Source organism: Nonomuraea aurantiaca, from assembly GCF_020215705.1.
GTDB classification, from domain to species: Bacteria; Actinomycetota; Actinomycetes; order Streptosporangiales; family Streptosporangiaceae; genus Nonomuraea; species Nonomuraea aurantiaca.
Genome location: NZ_JAIWNB010000005.1, coordinates 197,478 through 214,920 on the forward strand (window position 1 = coordinate 197,478; position 17,443 = coordinate 214,920).

The following is a 17,443-nucleotide window of genomic DNA, read 5'->3' on the forward strand; positions in this document are numbered from 1 at the left end:
TTTGCAAAGAAATCTGTGCATAGTTTTCCTTACACACTATCGGAGTGAGCCATGCCACGTCTCGGCCTATCGTTCGGCTTCCTTCTGTCGTCGACCGCCCTCTCGAACCTGGCCGACGGCGTGCTCAAGGTGGGTGCGCCCCTGCTGGCCGTGTCGCTGACCCGCTCCCCCACGCTGGTGTCGCTGACCGGGGCGGCCGCCACGCTGCCGTGGTTACTGTTCGCCCTGCACGCGGGCGCGATCGCCGACCGGCTCGACCGCAGGCGGATCATGGTGCTGGCCAACCTCGCCCGTTCCGCCGTGCTCGCGGCGACGACCGCGCTCGGACTGCTCGGGCTGGTGAACCTGTGGGTCGTGCTGGCCGCCGTACTGGTCGCGGGCGTGGCCGAGGTCTTCGCCGACACCTCGGCCCAGTCGGTGCTGCCGATGGCGGTGCCGCCGGAGCGCATCACGGCGGCGAACGGGCGGGTGCAGAGCGCCCAGATGATCGGCAACGAGTTCGCCGGCGCGCCGATCGCCGGCCTCCTCGTCACGCTGCTGCCCGCCGCCGTCTTCGGCGCTCCAGCCCTCCTGTACGGCGCGGCGGGCCTGCTCCTACTGGGCATGAGGGGCTCCTACGGAACGGCCGCCACAGCGGGCCCCAGGCGCTCGCTGCTGCGCGACATCGTGGCGGCCCAGCGCTATCTGTGGTCCCAGCGGTTCCTGCGGACGCTGGCCGTCTCGGCCGGCCTGCTGAACTTCGCCAGCGCCGCCTACTTCGGGGTGTTCGTGCTGTGGGCCGTCGGCGACGGGTCGCGGATGGGGCTGTCCCCCAGCGGGTACGGCCTGATGATGACCGCGATGGCCGTCGGCGCGGTGGCCGGATCGCTGGTCTCGGAGCGGGTCTCCGGGCTGCTCGGAGAGGGCCGGACGCTGGTCGGCGCCTGGCTGGTGAGCGCCCTGCTGTACCTCGTGCCGGTGCTGTGGCCCGTCGCCTGGCTGCTGTATCCGACCTCCGTGGTGTGGGGCGTCATCGGGGCCGTCGCGAACGTCCTCGTCATCTCCACGCGGCAGCGGCTGATCCCGCCCGAACTGCTCGGCCGGGTCAACTCCGCCTACCGCCTGATCGGCATGGGCGGGATGCCGCTGGGGGCCGCCCTCGGCGGGGTGGTGGCCGAACTGGCCGGGCTGACCGTCGTGCTTCTGGGCGCCACGGGCGTCTGTTTGGTGGGCGTGGGGCTGGTGTGGCGCGCCTTACACGATCGAATTTCGCACCCTTTGACCAGCACACCTTCCGTTCCCGACACATTCAGATCACGTTAGTCACACTTTGGCCTACCTCGAGATGACATGATTACCCCGAGCAATGAGGGGATGGCATGCGGGAGATCGGCGGACGGTACCTCCTTAACGAGGAGGCCGGTCGTGGAGGTATGGGAGTCGTCTGGCGGGCTTTCGACCAGCTTCTCCACCGTGAGGTGGCGCTCAAAGAGCTGACCCTCAGCGGTGAGGCCGAGATGGTCCGCCGCCGGGTCCTCCGCGAAGCGCGGATGGCCGCTGGGCTCACCCACCCGAACATCGTCACGGTCCACGACCTCATCGAAGAGGGCGGCAAGCTCTGGATCGTGATGGAGTACCTCGACGGCCTCTCACTGCACCAGTTGCTCTCCCAGGTGGGGACGCTGCCCGCGCAGTCGGTGGCGGCGATCGGCCAGCACCTGCTGGCCGCGCTGCGTACCGCCCACCAGGCAGGGGTGCTGCACCGCGACGTGAAGCCGGCCAACGTGATGCTCACCGGCGACCGTGTGGTGCTGACCGACTTCGGCATCGCCACGGTCGAGGGCGACATCCGGATGACCACGTCCCGGCGGCTGCGCGGCACGCCCGCGTTCATGGCCCCGGAGCGGCTGCACGGCGGCCCGGCAAGCAAGGAGGCCGACATGTGGTCCTTCGGCGCCACGCTCTACAGCGCCATCGAGGGCCAGCCGCCCTACCCCGGGCAGGACGCGGCCACGGTGCTCGGCATGGCCAGGAGCGGCGGCTACCCGCCGCCGCGCCGGGCCGGGATCATGCGGCCTCTCATCGAGGGCCTGCTGCACCACGACCCGGTGCGCCGCTTCACGCCCGAGCAGACCGCCGGGTTATTGGCCGGCATGCGCGCCAGCAGCTACCCCGCGGCGATCTGACCGGCCGTGATCTACCGACCGCCCGGTCAGCCGCCCGGCTGACCGGGCGTTCCGTCATTCCTCCTCGCCGCGCTTGGCGCGCGCCTCCGCCTCGGCGGCGTCCATCGCGGCGGCCTCCTCCGGCGTGGGAGCCGTGCCGCCGAGGTGCTGGGGCTGCCACCACACGCCCGGCGGGATCTCCGGGTAGGTGCGCTGGGCCCGGTCCACCAGCTCCGACATCCGCGCGTGCAGGTCGGCGACGTGCTGGTTGACGTCCTCGCCGCGCTTGGGGTGCATGGGCTCCCCCACCAGGATCGTGATGGGCACGTGCCGCAGGGTGAGCTGCTTGGAGCGGCCCTTGGTCCAGATCCGCTGACTCCCCCACAAGGCCATCGGGATGACCGGGACCTTGGTCGCCTGAGCCATGCGGATGGCGCCGTTCTTGATCTCCTTGACCGTGAACGACCGGCTGATCGTCGCCTCGGCGAAGACGCCGACCACCTCTCCCGCCTTCAGCATGCGCAGCGCCGTCGCGTACGACCCCGCGCCCGCGCCCCGGTCGACCGGGATGTGGTGCATGCCGCGCATCAGCGGCCCCGAGACGCGGTGGTCGAACACGTCCTGCTTGGCCATGAACCGCACCAGCCGCTTGGCGGGCACCGCGCCGAACCCGGCGAAGATGAAGTCGAGATAGCTGATGTGGTTGCTGACCAGCACCGCTCCGCCGGTGCGCGGGATATGCTCCGTCCCCTCTATGTGGAAGCGGTAGTCGAGCACGCGAAAGAGGGTCCGCGCGGCGGCGATCACCGGCGGGTACACGATCTCAGCCATGACCAGAAGGTAGCCTATTCACCCCGGTCGGACGGTAGTCGGCAGGGTCGTAGAAGCTGTGGCCGAGTTCCACCAAGACGCTTGTCCTGCCGGGGAAACGGGCAGAAGTTTCTCATCATGAAGAAGCTCATCAACTCGGCCGAATCCGCGGTTGACGACGCCTTGGCCGGGATGGCGGCCGCCCACCCGTCACTGCGGATCCGCGACCGGGTGGTCTACCGCGCGTCGGGGCCGCGGGCGGGCAAGGTCGGGCTGGTCTCCGGCGGTGGCTCGGGGCACGAGCCGCTGCACGCCGGCTTCGTCGGCTACGGCATGCTCGACGCGGCCTGCCCTGGAGAGGTCTTCACCTCGCCCGTGCCCGACCAGATCGTCGAGGCGACCACGGCCGTCGACGGCGGCGCGGGCGTGCTGCACATCGTCAAGAACTACACCGGCGACGTGCTGAACTTCGAGATGGCCGCCGAGCTGTGCGAGGACGTCCAGGTCGCCGGCGTGCTCGTCGACGACGACGTGGCCGTCCAGGACTCCCTCTACACGGCGGGCCGCCGGGGCACCGGCGCGACGCTGTTCGTGGAGAAGATCGCCGGAGCGCTGGCCGAGGAGGGCGCGCCGCTGGCGGAGGTGGCGAGCGTGGCGGGCGAGGTGAACGCGCGCAGCCGCTCGTTCGGCATCGCGCTGACCTCGTGTACGACTCCCGCGGCGGGCAAGCCGACGTTCGATCTGCCCGACACGCAGGTGGAGCTGGGCATCGGCATCCACGGCGAGCCCGGCAGGATCCGGGCGCCGATGGCCTCGGCCCGCGAGCTGACCGAGATCGCCATGGACGCCATCGACCGCGACCTGCCGCTGGAGGGCGACCTGCTCGTCCTGCTGAACGGCATGGGCGGCACACCCCTGATGGAGCTGTACGTGGCGTTCGCCGAAGTGGCGGCCTTCATCCGCGGCAAAGGGGCGCGGATGGCGCGGTCGCTGGTGGGCAACTACGTGACGAGTCTGGACATGCAGGGCTTCTCGGTGACGATCTGCCGGCTCGACGACACGTTGACGCGTCTGTGGGACGCGCCGGTCGAGACGCCGGGGCTGCGCTGGGGACGCTGATGGGCGGTTCCCCGGACCACGAGACGGGTGGCGGGTTCATGGACCTCGGCACGTTGACCACGGCCTTCTTCGTCGCCTGGCTGGAGGAGATCGCCGAGCAGGTCCGGGTGCATCGTGAGCGGCTGACCGCGCTGGACGCGGCGATCGGCGACGCCGACCACGGCGCGAACCTCGACCGCGGCTTCACCGAGGTCCTCAAGGCGCTGGCCGACTCCCCGCCGACCGCGCCGGGCCAGGTGCTGGTGTCCGCGGGCACGACGCTGATCCGCCGCGTCGGGGGTGCTTCCGGGCCGCTGTACGGGTCGGCGTTCCGGGCCATGGGCAACGCGGTGGAGCCGCCGGTGACGCAGGCCGGGTTCGCGGCGGCGTTCGAGGCCGGGGTGGTCGCGGTCGAGCGGCTGGGCAAGGCGGCTCCGGGCGACAAGACCATGGTGGACGCGCTGGCTCCGGCGTCGCTGGCCCTGGCGCTGGCCGTACGGGATGGGGTGGGGGTTCGGGAGGCGTTCGAGCTGGCGGCGCGCGCGGCCGAGGAGGGGGCGCGGGCCACGATCCCGATGCAGGCCCGTAAGGGCAGGGCCAGTTACCTGGGCGAGCGCAGCATCGGGCACGAGGATCCGGGGGCGGCGTCCTCCGCGCTCATCGTCGCCTGCCTGGTCACCGTGAGCTCTCGACGGTGAGCTCGTGATGGTGGGCATCGTGCTGGTGGCCCACAGTGCGGGGCTGGCCGCGGAGACGGCCGCGCTCGTCCGCGGCATCGCCGGTACGGGCGCGCGGGTGGCGGCGGCGGGCGGCACCGAGGACGGCGGGGTGGGCACCAGCCTCGACCTGATCGAGCGGGCGCTCGCGTCGGTCGACCAGGGCGACGGCGTGGTGCTCGTGCCCGACCTGGGCAGCTCGGTGCTGACGGCCCGCCTGCTGGCCGAGCCCGGCCGGGTGGTGGTGGCCGACGTGCCGTTCGTGGAGGGGGCGATCGCGGCGGCCGTCACGGCGGGGGCGGGGGCGCCCCTGGCGGCCGTTCTCGCGGCCGCCGAGGAGGCCCGCACCGTCCGCAAGCTCAGCGACTCCTGAGCCCGCTCAGTGACTCCTGAACCGGTTCGGTGGCTCCCGAAACCGTCTCAGTGGCCCTTGAACGCCTCCTCCAGCCACCACGAGCCGCGCTTCCCGGCGACCTTGGCGTGGACCAGCAGCGGCCGGTCCCTGGGGCCCTTCAGCCACTCGGCCACCCCGGCCAGGTCGCCGGGCCCGGTGACCGTCACGGCCGCGAAGCCGTAGCCGGTGGCGATCGCGGCGAAGTCGGCGGGCGGGAACCTGACCGTGCCGAGCGGGTGCCCGTGCGGGCCGAAGTGGTGCACCTCGGCGCCGTACGCCTCGTCGTCGTAGACCACGACCACCATCGGCAGCCCGAGCCGTACGACGGTGTCGAGTTCGGCGATGCCCATCAGCGCCCCGCCGTCGCCCAGCGCGGCCACCGGCAGCCGGTCGGGGCGGGCGAGCGCGGCGCCGATCGCGGTCGCCAGCCCGAGCCCGATCGACTGGAACGCCTGGGTGAAGCAGAACCCCCGCTCGTCGGGCACGTCGAGGAACATGGCCGGGTACCCCATGAAGTTGCCGGAGTCGACCGCCACGATCCGCTCCGCCGGCAGCAGGTCGTCGAGCCCGATCGTGAGCGTCCTGGGGTCGATCAGCCCGTCGCCGCCCTCATCGTCGTAGGGCACGGCCTGCCACCGGCCCTCGGCCCGGATCCGCGCGGCGACCTCCGCCGACCGGTACCCGCGCTCGGCCTCGCCCGCCGGATCGAGAGGATGGCCCGCCGGATCGCAGGCGTCCCCGGTCGGAGCGAGGGCGTCGCCGGTCGGAGCGAGGGCGTGGAGGACCGTGCGGGCAGTGGCGGCCGTGTCGCCGACCAGGCCGAGGGTGATCGGCCGGTGGACGCCCAAGGCGCTCTCGTCGAGGTCCACCTGGACGAGCCTGGTGTGCTCGCCGATCAGCCGTCCGTGGCGGGTGGTCCACATGTTGAGTGCGCACCCCCAGGCCACGATGAGGTCGGCGTCGCGGATCAGCTCGGCGGCGAGCGGCGTGGCGAAGCCGCCGCTCACGTCCAGGTCCCAGGGATTGCCCCGGAACAGGCCCTTGGCGACGGCGGAGGTGGCGAGCAGCGCGCCCGTGGCGTCGGCCAGCTCCGCCAGCTCGGCTCCGGCGTGCCTGGCGCCGCGCCCGGCGACGAACACCGGCCGCCGCGCCTCCGCCAGCAGCCGGACCAGCGCGTCGAGCTCCGCGGCCGACGGCGTCCTGAGCGACTCCGCGGCAGACAGCGCCCCGGGCGACCCCGTGGCCGACGGCGTCCCGGGCGGCTCGTCGATGAGGCCGCGCCACTCGACGAGGTCCTGCTGCACGTCGAGCGGCAGGTTGAGCACCACCGTGCGCCGCTCGCGGGCCGCCGTCCGGTAGGCCGACAGCGTGTCCTCGACCGCCCGGCCGGCCTCGGAGACGCGGAGCGACACCGCGCCGACCGACGCCGCCAGCGCGTCCTGGTCGATGTGGAAGTTGGAGCGTACGTCCGTCGCCTCGCCGGTGAGCACGATCATCGGGGTACGGCTCTTGGCCGCCTCGGCGATCCCCGTCACGGCGTTGGTCAGGCCGGGGCCCTGGTGGACGGAGACGATCCCGACCTTGCCGCTCATCCGGGCGTACGCGTCGGCCATCGTGGTGGCGCCGCCCTCGTGGCGGGCGGCGACGAAGCGTACGCCGTGCGCCACGAGGGCGTTGGTGACGTGGAAGTTGCCGCTGCCCACCACGCCGAACGCGGTGCCGACGCCGGCCTCGGCCAGCACCCGCCCGACGGCCTCGGCGACGATCATCTCTCGAGCTTATGGTCGCGGCCGCTTCGGAGCTCGTTGGCTCGTTCCTCGCTCTCTCCCTCCGAGCTCCTCCGCTCGACCAGGGCCAATACCCGCACCGGACTCCCGGACCCGCCCACGATGGGCAGCGGCGGGGCCAGGACGACGGCGCCGGTCACGGGCAGGCGGTCGAGGTTGCGCAGCTGGGTCAGGCCGTACTTGCCCGCCCCCAGCAGGAACGAGTGGCACGGGAAGGGCGGGTCGAAGGAGTGGGCGGCGCCCGCGTCGGTGCCGACGGTCTCGACGCCGAGGCCGAGGATGGGCGTCTCGGCGGCCAGCCAGTTCGCGCATTCGACGGAGATGCCGGGAGTGTGCGGGCCGGTCTCGTCGGCGTTCAGGAAGGTCGCCTGGTCGGCGGCCCTGGCGTCCCAGCCGGTGCGGTAGAGGAGCCAGCCGCCGTCGGGCAGCGGGCCGTTGGCGCGCTCCCACTCCTTGACGTGGTCGATCTGGAGCAGGAAGTCGGGGTCCTTCTCCGCCTCCGCCGCCAGGTCGAGCACGACGGCGGGCGCCAGCAGGCTGGACACGGGCACCTGGGAGACGTCCTGGCCGTCGCGGCCGGTCACCCAGTGGATCGGCGCGTCGAAGTGGGTGCCGCTGTGCTCGCCGGTGTGGATGTCGTTCCAGTACCAGGCGGGGCCGCGGTCGTCGTAGCGGCTGATCTCCTCCAGCCGGAACGGGATCGTGTTGCCGAACGGCTCGGGCAACTGGAGGATCGGCGTCTCCGCCGACAGGGGCGAGGTGAGATCGACCACCTCGATGGCGCCACTGCGCAGGCTCTCCACCAGGCTCCGCAAGATCGACATGTCATCCTCCTCGATGGGCTGGCTGCATCCTCCTACACCGGCCCGCCCGGCTCCAAGCACGTCAGGACTTGGTCCATGGGGCACAGCCGCCCGTCTGCAACGCCTTGTCGGTGGCCAGGATCGTCACGGTGGCCGGTCCCATCGGCATGTCCGCCGCGATCACGTCGCCGGCCTGGGCGGACGTGCTCTTCATACGGGCCCAGTAGCACTTGTCCGTGGCGGTCGCGGGACCCGTCGTACGGTAGGTGCCGGGCTGGATGTCCACGCCCACGATGAGCGTCCGCATGGCGCCGACCGCGCCCGGCGGCCCGACCGAGCCCACCGGCGCGGACGAGCCCACGGGAGCAGGTGTCCCCACCGGAGCAGGCGTCCCTACGGGAGCAGGCGTCCCGGCCGGAGCGGACGCGGCCGGGTCTGACGGGACCGTGCCCGCCGGGGCCGACGGATCCGACGTGGCGGCGCCCGCCGGGGCCGACGGGTCCGCCCCCTGATCCGCGGGCGGCGTCGAGTCCCCGATCGTCATCGTCACCGGAGGCGTCTCCGCGGGCGCGGCCGTCGTCTGCCCCGAGTCGAGCCCGGTGAAGTACCCGAGCAGGAACCCCAGTAAGCAGGTCAGCCCGGAGACGAGCACGATGATGGTCGGACTGCTCGTCGCCCGGGGATATTCCGGAGACGGAGGGTATTCCGGAGGAGGCCCGTACATCACGGGGACAAGCGTCCCACCCGTGTCAACGGTGGAGGTAGTCGACCAGCGACGCCTTCTCCGTCTCCAGTTCCTCGATCGCGCTCTTGACCACGTCGCCGATGCTCACGATGCCGACCAGCCGCCCGTCCTCGACGACGGGCATGTGCCGGAAGCGGTGGGTGGTCATGGTCCTTCGCAGCTCGTCGACGTTGTCGTGCGGACCGACCGTGCGTACTTCCGAAGTCATGATCGCGGAGACGGGCTGGTCGAGCACGGCCGCGCCGCGGTCGTGCAGGCGGCGGACCACGTCACGCTCGGACACGATGCCCGTGATCGTCACGCCGTCGGCGGAGACCACGACGGCGCCGATGTTGTGCTCGGCGAGCTTGGTCAGGAGTTCGCGGACCGTGGCTTCCGGGGCCACGGTCATCACCGCGTTTCCCTTGCCGCGCAGGATTGTCCCGATGAGCATCTGAACCACCTCGGCTCTCAGTTACCCGGGGCGGCTCCGGCTAAGCGCTCCGCCCGCGTAGCTTTCAAGGCAAGCAAGCAGGTAGGGGCACCGTCAAGCGTTCCCGTAGGCTGCATGCCGTACATGGAGCTTGTGAAACAGGATGCGTGATGACAGAGCCGCTCAATACCGGCAGCCATGATCTGCCCGTCACCGAGGCGCTGGCCGCGTTCATGCGGACGGGCTGGGCCGACACCCGGCGCACCGACGTGGCGGCGCTGCCGATCGCGCCCTGGGCGGCCAGGCGCCGTGCCGCGCTCGCCGCCCGCTTCCCCGGCGAGCGGCTCGTCGTGCCGTCGGGGACGCTGAAGGTGCGCAGCAACGACAGCGACTACCGCTTCCGGCCGCACAGCGCGTTCTCCTACCTGACGGGCGCGGGCGAGCCGGGTGACGTGCTGGTCATCGAGCCGTCGGGCGAGGCCACGCTGTACCTCAGGCCGCGCTCGCCGCGCGAGGACGGCGAGGAGTTCTACCGCGACCGGCGTTATGGGGAGTTCTGGGTGGGGCGGCGACCCGACCTGGAGGAGGCGGCCGAGCTCTACCAGATCGGCTGCGCCCACATCCGCGAGCTGTCGCTGACCGGGCCCGCCAGGGTGCTGGGCGGCGTGGACGCGGCGGTCGACGCGCTGCTGCCGGGCGACGCGGAGTTCGAGGGCTTCCTGTCGGAGATGCGGCTGATCAAGGACGCGTGGGAGATCGGCGAGCTGCAGTCGGCGGTCGACGCCACCGCGCGCGGCTTCGAAGACGTCGTACGCGCGCTGCCCGCCGCGCTCGGGCACCCTCGGGGCGAGCGCTACCTGGAGGGCGTGTTCGGGCTCCGCTCGCGCCTGGAGGGCAACGCGGCCGGCTACGACAGCATCGTGGCCTCGGGCGCGCACGCGTGCGTGCTGCACTGGATCCGCAACGACGGCCGCCTCGACCCGAGCGACCTCCTGCTGCTGGACGCGGGCGTCGAGTCCGACACCCTCTACACGGCCGACATCACCCGCACGCTGCCTCTGTCCGGCCGCTTCAGTCCCGTGCAGCGGCAGGCGTACGAGCTGGTGTACGAGGCGCAGACGGCCGGGATCGCCGCCCTCAAGCCCGGCGCCCGCTTCCGCGACTTCCACCTGGCGGCGATGCGCGTCATCAGCGAGGGCCTGCACGACTGGGGCCTGCTGCGCGACTCGCCGGACGCGCTGATGGAGTCGGGCCTGTACCGCCGCTACACGCTCTGCAGCAGCGGCCACATGCTCGGCCTGGACGTGCACGACTGCGCCCGCGCGCGCTCCGAGGTCTACCTGGACGGGATCCTGGAGGAGGGCCAGGTGCTCACCGTCGAGCCGGGCCTCTACCTGCAGCCCGACGATCTCACCCTGCCGGCGGAGTTCCGGGGGCTGGGCATCCGGATCGAGGACGACCTGGTGATCACCGCCGACGGCGCCCGCCTGATGTCGGCCGCCCTGCCGCGCCACCCCGCCGAGGTCGAGTCCTGGATGGCCGGGCTGCTGGGCTGAAACGGCTACGAAGCGATCACGTTTCGTAGCGGGCTGACAACCTCCGAGCTGAGCCTCATACCTTTTCCTCAAATTCCAGCGAAAGCATCGACTTACTAGACGGCCCGTCAGTAGGGTTGCTGCTTCCGTAGTCGGCTGGTTCCACGAGGTGGTCAGTTGTCCGGATACGTTGGCCGCAAGGCTGTGTCCGTGCTCGGCCAGGTGGGTGACCTCTTCGTCATCGTCCTGGAGGGATTGCGCCGTAGCTGGGACGTCCGGAGCTGGTGGTGGGAGTTCGTCGACCAGTGCTGGTTCCTGGCCCGCGTGACCAGCGTGCCGGTGCTGCTCGTCTCCTTACCCCTCGGCGCCACCGTGGCGTTGCAGGTGGGTGACCTGGCCTGGCAGCTCGGCGCGGCCTCCGCCACCGGGAGTGCCGTCTTCGTGGGGCTCATCCGGGAGGTCGCGCCGCTGGCCAGCGCCCTGCTGATCGCCGGGGCCGGCGGCAGCGCGATGACCTCCGACATCGGCGCGCGGCACATCCGCGACGAGCTGAGCGCCATGGAGGTGATGTCGGTCAACCCGATCCACCGTCTGGTCACGCCGCGCATGTGGGCGGCGAGCACGGTCGCGGTCTGCCTGTGCCCGCTGGTCATCCTGGCCGGAGCCTCCGGCGGCTACTTCTTCAACGTGGTCGTCCAGGGCGTGACCTCCGGCGCCTACTTCGACGGCGCGCTGTCGCTCGTGGTGGGCTCCGACCTGTACGTGACGCTGTTCAAGGCGTGGATCTTCGGCTTCATCGCCGCGGCCGTCGCCTGCTACAAGGGCATGACCTGCGCCACCAGCCCCGTCGGCGTGGGCCGGGCGGTCAACCAGTCGACGGTGGTCACGTTCATGCTGGTGTTCGCGTTCAACTACGTGATCTCCGCCGTCTACTTCCTCGCCTACCCGCCGAAGGCGCTGTGATGGTCACGCGTACGGCCGGCCTCAGGTTCGCCGTCAGCGGGCGCGAATGGGCCGAGCGGTTCGCGACCCTGGCCAACTGGCCATTGTTCGTGTGGAAGGTGCTGTTCTACTCCGTCCGCGACGTGATCCTCCGGCTGAAGTACTTCAAGGTGGTCATCCGCCAGGTCAGCGACGTGGTCGTGGGCGTCGGCGCGACCGTCATCGGCGGCGGCATGATCTTCGTGGTGTTCACCATGGCCTTCGTCGTGGGCGCGACCGTGGGCCTGCAGGGCTACCAGGGGCTGCAGGCGATCGGCGCCGAGTCGTTCATGGGCCTGGTCGGCAGCTTCGCCAACGTACGCGAGATCACCCCGATCATCGCCGCGACCGCGCTGGCCGCGCAGGTCGGCTCGTCGTTCACCGCCGAGCTCGGCGCGATGCGGATCTCCGAGGAGATCGACGCGCTGGAGGTGATGGGCATCAACGCCTTCACCTACCTGATCTGCACGCGGGTGGTGGCGGCGCTGCTGGCGCTGGTGCCGATCTATCTGATCGCGCTGTTCGCCAGTTTCTTCGCCACCCGGCTGATGAGCACGGTCCTGTTCGGGCTGGCGCCGGGCGTCTACGACTACTACTTCTACCTGTATCTGCCGGTCAGCGACATCGTGTTCAGCGTGACCAAGGTGGCCGTGTTCGCCTTCACGGTCGTCGTCATCCACTGCTACTACGGCTTCTACGCCACCGGCGGGCCGGTCGGCGTGGGGGTGGCGGCGGGGCGCGCGATCCGTCAGTCGATCGTCACGATCGTCCTGCTCAACCTGCTGCTGTCGTACCTGTTCTGGGGTAACGGCAGCAACCTGAAGCTGACGGGGTGAGCGATGGGACGCGACGAGTTCTCCCTGCCCGTGCGCGCGGGCATCGCGCTCGCGCTCATCGCGGTGCTCGCGGCGACGACGATCTTCATCGTACGGACCGCGTCGGAGATCAGCGGCACCAGGATCGACGCCGTCTTCGCCCGGGCCGGTCAGGGCCTGGACACCCAGTCCCCCGTCAAGGTCCGCGGCATCACGGTCGGCGACGTGATAGGCGTGTCCCTCGACGCCAAGGGCAAGGCCGTGGTGAGCATGGCCATCGAGCCCGGCGTCCGGCTGCCCCGCACCACCGTCGCGGCCATCGAGCCGTCGTCGGTGTTCGGGCCCAAGTTCGTCGACCTCAGGCTCGGCGCGGGCGAGACCACCGGCCCCTACCTGGCCGGCGGCGCGGTCATCACGCAGACCGAGCAGCCGCTCGACCTGTCAGACACGCTCGGCGCCGCTTACCGGGGTCTGAACGCGGTGGACCCGCGTGAGGTCACCGTCATCGTGCACACGCTGGCCCAGGGGCTCGACGGCGAGGGGAAGCGGCTGCGCGAGCTCATCGACGACGCGGGCACGGTCGTGGACGTCGCGCACCGGCAGCGCGCGCGGGCCCGGCAGTTCCTGCGTGACACGGCCGGGCTGTCCACCGCGCTGTCCGACAAGGGCGACGAGCTGGTGTCGATCTCCTCCGACGTCAACGTCATCACCCCCGACCTGCTGGAACGGGCCGACAAGGTGCGGGTCCTGCTCCAAGAGGTCACCTCGGTCTCCGACCTGGGCGCGCACGGCCTGCGCAAGCACCGGCAGGACCTGCGGGCGGCCGTCCACTCGGGCGAGCGGGTGGCCTCGCTCATCTACGCCCAGCTCGGCCTGGCCGGTGACGGCGTACGCGGCCTGAACCGGCTGGTGGACCTGCTGAACAAGCTGATCGAGGCGCCGGGCCCCGGCGGCGCCCGCCAGTTGCAGGTGGAGGCGTTCGTCTCGACCGACATCTGCGAGCTCGTCGTCGGCTCCTGCGGCCCCACCGACGGGAGGGACTGACGTGGCGCTGTCCAGGGAACGGGTGACCCGCCGGTGGACGCTGCTGCGCGTGGTGCTGTTCGTCGGCTTGACGGTGGCGCTGATCGTGGTGATCACCGTGCAGATCGCCCGGGTCAGCACCGGCGGCGGATACCAACTGATCGCGACATTTGATGATGTGTCGGGGTTGCGGGAGGGCGACCAGGTGAAGATCGCCGGGGCGCCCGTGGGGCAGGTCGACACGATCAAGGTGGTGAACGGCCGCGCCGAGGTCGCCATGGAGGTCCAGGACGCCGTCAAGGTGCCGTCGGACACCGAGGCGGCGATCAGGTGGCGCAACGCGGTCGGCCAGCGGGTCGTCTACCTGCTCCCCGGCACCGCGCCGGGCAGGCTGGCCCCCGGCTCGCGGATCGTCCGCACGTCGTCCGTGGTCGACATCGGCCAGCTGGTGAGCGACCTCGGCCCGCTGACCCGCAGCCTGGACCCGGACCAGATCAACCAGCTGCTCACCGCCGCCGCCAAGTCCCTGAAGGGCAACGACAAGAACATCCCGCGGCTGCTCGACAACGTCAACGCCATCACCGGCACGATCAACGAGCGCAAGCAGACGATCCAGCGGCTGCTCAAGGACTACGCCACCGTCACCGGCGTGGTCGCCCAGCGCGACAAGCAGATCGAGCAGCTCGTCGACAACCTGGTCACCCTGTCCGAGGCGTTCGCCGGCAACCGCAAGCTGGTCGACGACGCGATCGTGCAGCTCTCGACCACCGTCCACACCTCCGACCAGGTGCTCGGCAAGAACGCCGACGAGCTGGGCGCGCTGGTGGACCACCTGTCCGGGCTGACCGGCGGAATCAGGCGGCACGTGAACGAGATCGACAAGACGATCGGCACCTTCCAGCCGTTGCTCGCCCGCGCCTACTCCAGCGTCGATCGGGGTCACTACTTCATCACCGCGGTCCCGTGCCTGGCGCTGAGCGCCTCGCCCTGCCCGTACCCGATGAAGACGCCGCCCCCGCTGCGCGGCAGCACGCGGATCCAGAGCTCGAAGGACCTGCAGAAGCTCATGGTCGGTGAGTGATGGCGCTCAAGTCCTTCCGCGACCGCAACAAGATCGTCGTCGGCCTGATCTCGCTGGCGGTGCTCGGCACGGTCCTGGTGGCCACCTTCCTCGTCGGCAGCCTCGGGCTGCTCGAAGGCGGCTACTACATGTCCGGCACGTTCGTGGACTCCGGCGGCCTGCGCACCGGCAACGACGTCCGGGTCGCGGGCGTGCGCGTCGGCAAGGTGACCGAGGTGCGGCCCGACTACGGGCAGGGCAACGTGGTCGTCACCTGGAAGGTCGACACCGACGTGCGGCTCGGCCGCGCCACCCGGGCCGACATCACGCTGTCCAACCTGCTCGGCGGCCGCTACGTCAAGCTGTCTGGCCCGGTCACCGCCCCGTACGTCGACCAGCTCCCCGAGGCGCAGCGGCGGATCCCCGTGACGCGGACGGGCGTCCCCACGCTGATCAACGACGCCATCAAGGATGCCACCCGCCTGGTCCAGAAGCTCGACACCAAGGCCGTGGACGACCTGCTCACCGAGCTGGGCAAGATCGACACCAGCAAGCGCGGCCGGATCACCAAGCTGCTGAAGAACATCGGCGACCTGTCGGACACCATCAGCCAGAGCGAACCGCAGCTGCAGAAGCTCCTCGACAACGGCACCAAGATCATGAACGTGCTGGAGCGAAAGGACAAGCAGCTCGGCCGGCTCATCGACGCCATCGAGGTCATGCTGAACGAGCTGCGCTCGCGCCGCAACGAGCTGCGCGCGCTGCTCGGCGACGGCAGCGACCTCGTCCAGAGCACCACCCGGCTGATCAACGAGCACGAGAAGACGCTGGTCCAGGTCCTCGACGACACCGGCGCGATCACCACCAAGCTCAACAGCGGCAACAAGGAGTTCAACGCGCTCCTGGCGTGGGCCGGCCCGACGTTCTCCGGGCTGTCCACGATGGGCGGCCAAGGCCCGTGGCTCGAGGCCATAGCCACGGGCCTGGGCCCCATCGACCCGGAGGTGCTCGGCGCCATCGCCAAGGACAGGAAGAACGACCGATGACCCGTTTCCTGGCGGCCCTGCTGGCCGGCACGCTGCTGGCGGCCGGCGGCGGGTGCACGCTGCTCGGCGCCGAGCCGTACCGGCTGACCGCGATCTTCAGCAAGGCGCCCTCGCTGTACGAGCAGGCGCGGGTGAAGGTGATGGGGCTCGACGCCGGATACGTGACGAGCATCCGGATCGACGGCGACAAGGTACGCGTCGAGCTGTCGGTCGACCGGGAGGTGCCGCTGCCCGCGAACGTCAAGGCCGTGGTCGCGCCGCAGAACACCCTGGGCGAGCGGAACGTGGTCCTCTACCCGCCCTGGAAGCCCGGCGACCAGCGGATCGCCTCCGGCGCCACCATCCCGCTGGAGCGCACCGACCTGCCGGTGGAGATCGACGACGCGCTCGACGCGTTCACCAAGCTGACCGACGCGCTGGACTCCGACAAGCTGGGCGACGTCGCGGGCGACCTCGCCGACGGCGTCAGGGGCCGCGGCAAGACGGTCAACAACGCGCTCGCCGACACCGCGCGGCTCACCGACACGCTGGCCAAGCAGGACCAGCAGCTCGTCGACCTGGCCAAGGGCCTGAACAAGCTGGCCACCAGCCTCAACAAGCGGCAGAGCCAGGTGACCGGCGCCATCGACTCCTTCGCCGAGGCCAGCGCCATCCTGGCGGAGGAACGGCGGCGGCTGCGGACGTTCATCGCGGGCATGGCCGACTTCGTGCGCCGCGGCGACGTGATCATCGAAGCCTATTCCGAACGGCTCCCCCAGGCCGCCGGCACGCTGGCCGAGCTGGTGCTGACGGTCCGGGCCAACAGCGCGTCGATGGCCCAGGCGATCAAGGGCGCCGCCGACTTCTCCGACATCCTGATCGACTCGTGGGACAAGAAGCAGCACGTGCTGAAGATCCGCGTGGTGCTCAACGCGATGACCCGGGCCTGGCTGACCCCGCTGTTCGACGCCCTGAACCTCGGCAAGGTGCCGTGCCTGCCCGCCGGCCTCAGCAACTGCCCCTTCGAGCAGGGGAAGAAGAAGCGATGAAGGCACGTGTCCTGTCAGGACTGCTCGCGCTGGGCATCACCGCGTCCTGCTCGCTCCAGACCCTCGGCGCCGGCGGCGGCGATCTGACGATCAACGCCACCTTCGACGACGTCCAGAGCCTGGTCGCCGGGCACAGCGTGCAGATCTCCGACGTACGCGTGGGCACGGTGACCGGCATCCGGCTGCAGGGCTACCAGGCCAGGGTGACCATGTCGATCATGCCGGAGCACCCGGTGCCCGAGGGCAGCACCGCGACGGTGGCCAAGACCTCGGTGCTGGGCGAGAACTACGTCCAGCTCACGCCGCCCGCGGGCAAGGACCTGTCGAAGGGCCCCTACCTCAAGAGCGGCGCCACGATCACCGACACCTCGGTCGAACCGGACATCGAGCAGGTCACCGCGAAGGCCGGGCCGCTCATCGAGGCGCTCGGCACGCAGGACGTCAACGCCATCCTCGACGCCGCCTCGACCGCGTTCGCCGGCAAGGGCGCCGACGTCAACAAGCTGATCAAGCAGACGGCCGAGGTGACCGACACCTACGCCGCCGCCCGCCAGGACATCGCGACCACCGTGGACGCCCTCGCCAAGCTGGGCGACCAGCTCGCCAAGGGCAGCAAGGAGCTGGACCGGCTGCCCGGCACGCTGGCGGCGGCCACGGCCCGCCTCGCGCACGGCCGCAGGCACGTGAAGACGGCCCTCATCGCGCTGACCGACCTGGCCAAGGAGGCCAACCTCACGGTCTATCCGCGGCACGCCGCCCGGCTGCGCACGCTGCTGCGCGAGCTCGACGCGATCACCTCCTCGATGCTGCGCGGCAAGGAGGACCTGAAGGCGCTGGTGGCCAAGCTGCAGGCGTTCATCGACACGCCGCCGATCACGGTCAACGGCCAGGTGCTGATCTACGTGTGGCTGAAGGGCCTGCTGACCCCGAAGCACAACGGACTCCTGCCGAACGGCAAGACGGGCTTGCTGCCGGACGGCAAGACGGGCGTGCTGCCCAACCGGGTGGCGGACTTCCGCCTGCTCTGGGAGCCGCCGCGATGAGGG

The 17,443-nt window shown here is 70.8% G+C and carries 18 protein-coding genes; 13 read left to right on the forward strand and 5 right to left on the reverse strand.

The window, feature by feature from the left end; all coding sequences use genetic code 11:
• The first annotated feature begins 51 nt into the window (after positions 1 to 51).
• Positions 52 to 1,302: an MFS transporter gene (locus tag LDL49_RS14975; protein WP_225291635.1), complete on the forward strand. Its 1,251-nt coding sequence runs from the start codon at positions 52 to 54 to the stop codon at positions 1,300 to 1,302.
• Positions 1,303 to 1,358: 56 nt separating this feature from the next.
• Positions 1,359 to 2,165, forward strand: coding sequence for a serine/threonine-protein kinase (locus LDL49_RS14980; RefSeq protein WP_225291636.1), 807 nt, complete (start codon positions 1,359 to 1,361; stop codon positions 2,163 to 2,165).
• A gap of 54 nt (positions 2,166 to 2,219) precedes the next feature.
• Here LDL49_RS14980 and LDL49_RS14985 read toward each other — a convergent pair whose 3' ends face one another.
• Positions 2,220 to 2,975, reverse strand: coding sequence for a lysophospholipid acyltransferase family protein (locus LDL49_RS14985; RefSeq protein ID WP_225291637.1), 756 nt, complete (start codon positions 2,973 to 2,975; stop codon positions 2,220 to 2,222).
• Positions 2,976 to 3,092: 117 nt separating this feature from the next.
• On the opposite strand from LDL49_RS14985, the gene dhaK reads away from it, so the two are divergent.
• The 3 genes from dhaK to LDL49_RS15000 are packed head-to-tail and all read left to right on the forward strand — an operon-like array spanning position 3,093 to position 5,141.
• Positions 3,093 to 4,073, forward strand: a complete 981-nt coding sequence (gene dhaK / locus LDL49_RS14990; RefSeq protein WP_225291638.1) for a dihydroxyacetone kinase subunit DhaK — start codon at positions 3,093 to 3,095, stop codon at positions 4,071 to 4,073.
• Complete coding sequence (dhaL, locus tag LDL49_RS14995) at positions 4,073 to 4,750, forward strand: dihydroxyacetone kinase subunit DhaL (RefSeq protein ID WP_225291639.1); 678 nt, start codon at positions 4,073 to 4,075, stop codon at positions 4,748 to 4,750. Before dhaK ends, dhaL begins: the two co-directional genes overlap by 1 nt.
• Before the next feature lie 7 nt (positions 4,751 to 4,757).
• Entirely contained in the window at positions 4,758 to 5,141 is a 384-nt protein-coding gene (locus tag LDL49_RS15000; protein WP_225291832.1) for a PTS-dependent dihydroxyacetone kinase phosphotransferase subunit DhaM, read from the forward strand.
• A 47-nt stretch (positions 5,142 to 5,188) separates the two neighbouring features.
• On the opposite strand, the gene LDL49_RS15005 is transcribed toward LDL49_RS15000, so the two are convergent.
• The 4 genes from LDL49_RS15005 to LDL49_RS15020 all read right to left on the reverse strand — a co-directional run bounded on the left by LDL49_RS15005 (position 5,189) and on the right by LDL49_RS15020 (position 8,930).
• Positions 5,189 to 6,931, reverse strand: a complete 1,743-nt coding sequence (locus LDL49_RS15005) for a thiamine pyrophosphate-binding protein (RefSeq protein ID WP_225291640.1) — start codon at positions 6,929 to 6,931, stop codon at positions 5,189 to 5,191.
• The gene (locus LDL49_RS15010) at positions 6,928 to 7,773 is read right to left on the reverse strand and encodes a cyclase family protein (RefSeq protein WP_225291641.1); all 846 of its coding nucleotides are present in this window, start codon (positions 7,771 to 7,773) and stop codon (positions 6,928 to 6,930) included. Before LDL49_RS15010 ends, LDL49_RS15005 begins: the two co-directional genes overlap by 4 nt.
• 61 nt (positions 7,774 to 7,834) lie before the next feature.
• A complete protein-coding gene (locus tag LDL49_RS15015; protein WP_225291642.1) occupies positions 7,835 to 8,404 on the reverse strand; it encodes an Rv1352/Rv1906c domain-containing protein in 570 nt (189 codons plus the stop codon).
• A gap of 97 nt (positions 8,405 to 8,501) precedes the next feature.
• Positions 8,502 to 8,930 (reverse strand): CBS domain-containing protein, encoded by a 429-nt coding sequence (locus LDL49_RS15020; protein ID WP_225291643.1) that lies wholly within the window; start codon positions 8,928 to 8,930, stop codon positions 8,502 to 8,504.
• Between the two features lie 149 nt (positions 8,931 to 9,079).
• On the opposite strand from LDL49_RS15020, the gene LDL49_RS15025 reads away from it, so the two are divergent.
• The 8 genes from LDL49_RS15025 (at position 9,080) to LDL49_RS15060 (ending at position 17,440) form a co-directional block, all read left to right on the forward strand.
• Positions 9,080 to 10,465 carry an aminopeptidase P family protein gene (locus LDL49_RS15025; protein ID WP_225291644.1) on the forward strand — a complete coding sequence of 462 codons (1,386 nt, stop codon included), beginning with the start codon at positions 9,080 to 9,082 and terminating at the stop codon, positions 10,463 to 10,465.
• Between the two features lie 156 nt (positions 10,466 to 10,621).
• Positions 10,622 to 11,407, forward strand: coding sequence for an MlaE family ABC transporter permease (locus tag LDL49_RS15030; RefSeq protein ID WP_263655046.1), 786 nt, complete (start codon positions 10,622 to 10,624; stop codon positions 11,405 to 11,407).
• Positions 11,407 to 12,261: an ABC transporter permease gene (locus LDL49_RS15035; RefSeq protein WP_225291645.1), complete on the forward strand. Its 855-nt coding sequence runs from the start codon at positions 11,407 to 11,409 to the stop codon at positions 12,259 to 12,261. Before LDL49_RS15030 ends, LDL49_RS15035 begins: the two co-directional genes overlap by 1 nt.
• Positions 12,262 to 12,264: 3 nt before the next feature.
• Complete coding sequence (locus tag LDL49_RS15040) at positions 12,265 to 13,284, forward strand: MlaD family protein (RefSeq protein ID WP_225291646.1); 1,020 nt, start codon at positions 12,265 to 12,267, stop codon at positions 13,282 to 13,284.
• A 1-nt stretch (position 13,285) separates the two neighbouring features.
• Positions 13,286 to 14,344, forward strand: coding sequence for an MCE family protein (locus LDL49_RS15045; protein ID WP_225291647.1), 1,059 nt, complete (start codon positions 13,286 to 13,288; stop codon positions 14,342 to 14,344).
• Complete coding sequence (locus LDL49_RS15050) at positions 14,344 to 15,369, forward strand: MlaD family protein (RefSeq protein WP_225291648.1); 1,026 nt, start codon at positions 14,344 to 14,346, stop codon at positions 15,367 to 15,369. The genes LDL49_RS15045 and LDL49_RS15050 overlap by 1 nt, the downstream gene beginning before the upstream one ends.
• On the forward strand, positions 15,366 to 16,397 hold the full coding sequence (locus LDL49_RS15055; protein ID WP_225291649.1) for an MCE family protein: 1,032 nt from the start codon (positions 15,366 to 15,368) through the stop codon (positions 16,395 to 16,397). Before LDL49_RS15050 ends, LDL49_RS15055 begins: the two co-directional genes overlap by 4 nt.
• Positions 16,394 to 17,440: an MCE family protein gene (locus LDL49_RS15060; protein ID WP_225291650.1), complete on the forward strand. Its 1,047-nt coding sequence runs from the start codon at positions 16,394 to 16,396 to the stop codon at positions 17,438 to 17,440. Before LDL49_RS15055 ends, LDL49_RS15060 begins: the two co-directional genes overlap by 4 nt.
• Positions 17,441 to 17,443 lie beyond the last annotated feature (3 nt).

What these genes read in the sequence shown, in the direction of transcription:
- dhaK (WP_225291638.1), top strand. Translation starts at nt 3,093, where the DNA reads ATGAAGAAGCTCATCAACTCGGCCGAATCCGCGGTTGACGACGCCTTG.
- dhaL (WP_225291639.1), top strand. Translation starts at nt 4,073, where the DNA reads ATGGGCGGTTCCCCGGACCACGAGACGGGTGGCGGGTTCATGGACCTC.
- LDL49_RS15040 (WP_225291646.1), top strand. Translation starts at nt 12,265, where the DNA reads ATGGGACGCGACGAGTTCTCCCTGCCCGTGCGCGCGGGCATCGCGCTC.
- LDL49_RS14975 (WP_225291635.1), top strand. Translation starts at nt 52, where the DNA reads ATGCCACGTCTCGGCCTATCGTTCGGCTTCCTTCTGTCGTCGACCGCC.
- LDL49_RS14985 (WP_225291637.1), bottom strand. Translation starts at nt 2,975, where the DNA reads ATGGCTGAGATCGTGTACCCGCCGGTGATCGCCGCCGCGCGGACCCTC.
- LDL49_RS15000 (WP_225291832.1), top strand. Translation starts at nt 4,758, where the DNA reads ATGGTGGGCATCGTGCTGGTGGCCCACAGTGCGGGGCTGGCCGCGGAG.
- LDL49_RS15055 (WP_225291649.1), top strand. Translation starts at nt 15,366, where the DNA reads ATGACCCGTTTCCTGGCGGCCCTGCTGGCCGGCACGCTGCTGGCGGCC.
- LDL49_RS15025 (WP_225291644.1), top strand. Translation starts at nt 9,080, where the DNA reads ATGACAGAGCCGCTCAATACCGGCAGCCATGATCTGCCCGTCACCGAG.
- LDL49_RS15050 (WP_225291648.1), top strand. Translation starts at nt 14,344, where the DNA reads ATGGCGCTCAAGTCCTTCCGCGACCGCAACAAGATCGTCGTCGGCCTG.
- LDL49_RS15005 (WP_225291640.1), bottom strand. Translation starts at nt 6,931, where the DNA reads ATGATCGTCGCCGAGGCCGTCGGGCGGGTGCTGGCCGAGGCCGGCGTC.
- LDL49_RS15060 (WP_225291650.1), top strand. Translation starts at nt 16,394, where the DNA reads ATGAAGGCACGTGTCCTGTCAGGACTGCTCGCGCTGGGCATCACCGCG.
- LDL49_RS14980 (WP_225291636.1), top strand. Translation starts at nt 1,359, where the DNA reads ATGCGGGAGATCGGCGGACGGTACCTCCTTAACGAGGAGGCCGGTCGT.
- LDL49_RS15020 (WP_225291643.1), bottom strand. Translation starts at nt 8,930, where the DNA reads ATGCTCATCGGGACAATCCTGCGCGGCAAGGGAAACGCGGTGATGACC.
- LDL49_RS15035 (WP_225291645.1), top strand. Translation starts at nt 11,407, where the DNA reads ATGGTCACGCGTACGGCCGGCCTCAGGTTCGCCGTCAGCGGGCGCGAA.
- LDL49_RS15010 (WP_225291641.1), bottom strand. Translation starts at nt 7,773, where the DNA reads ATGTCGATCTTGCGGAGCCTGGTGGAGAGCCTGCGCAGTGGCGCCATC.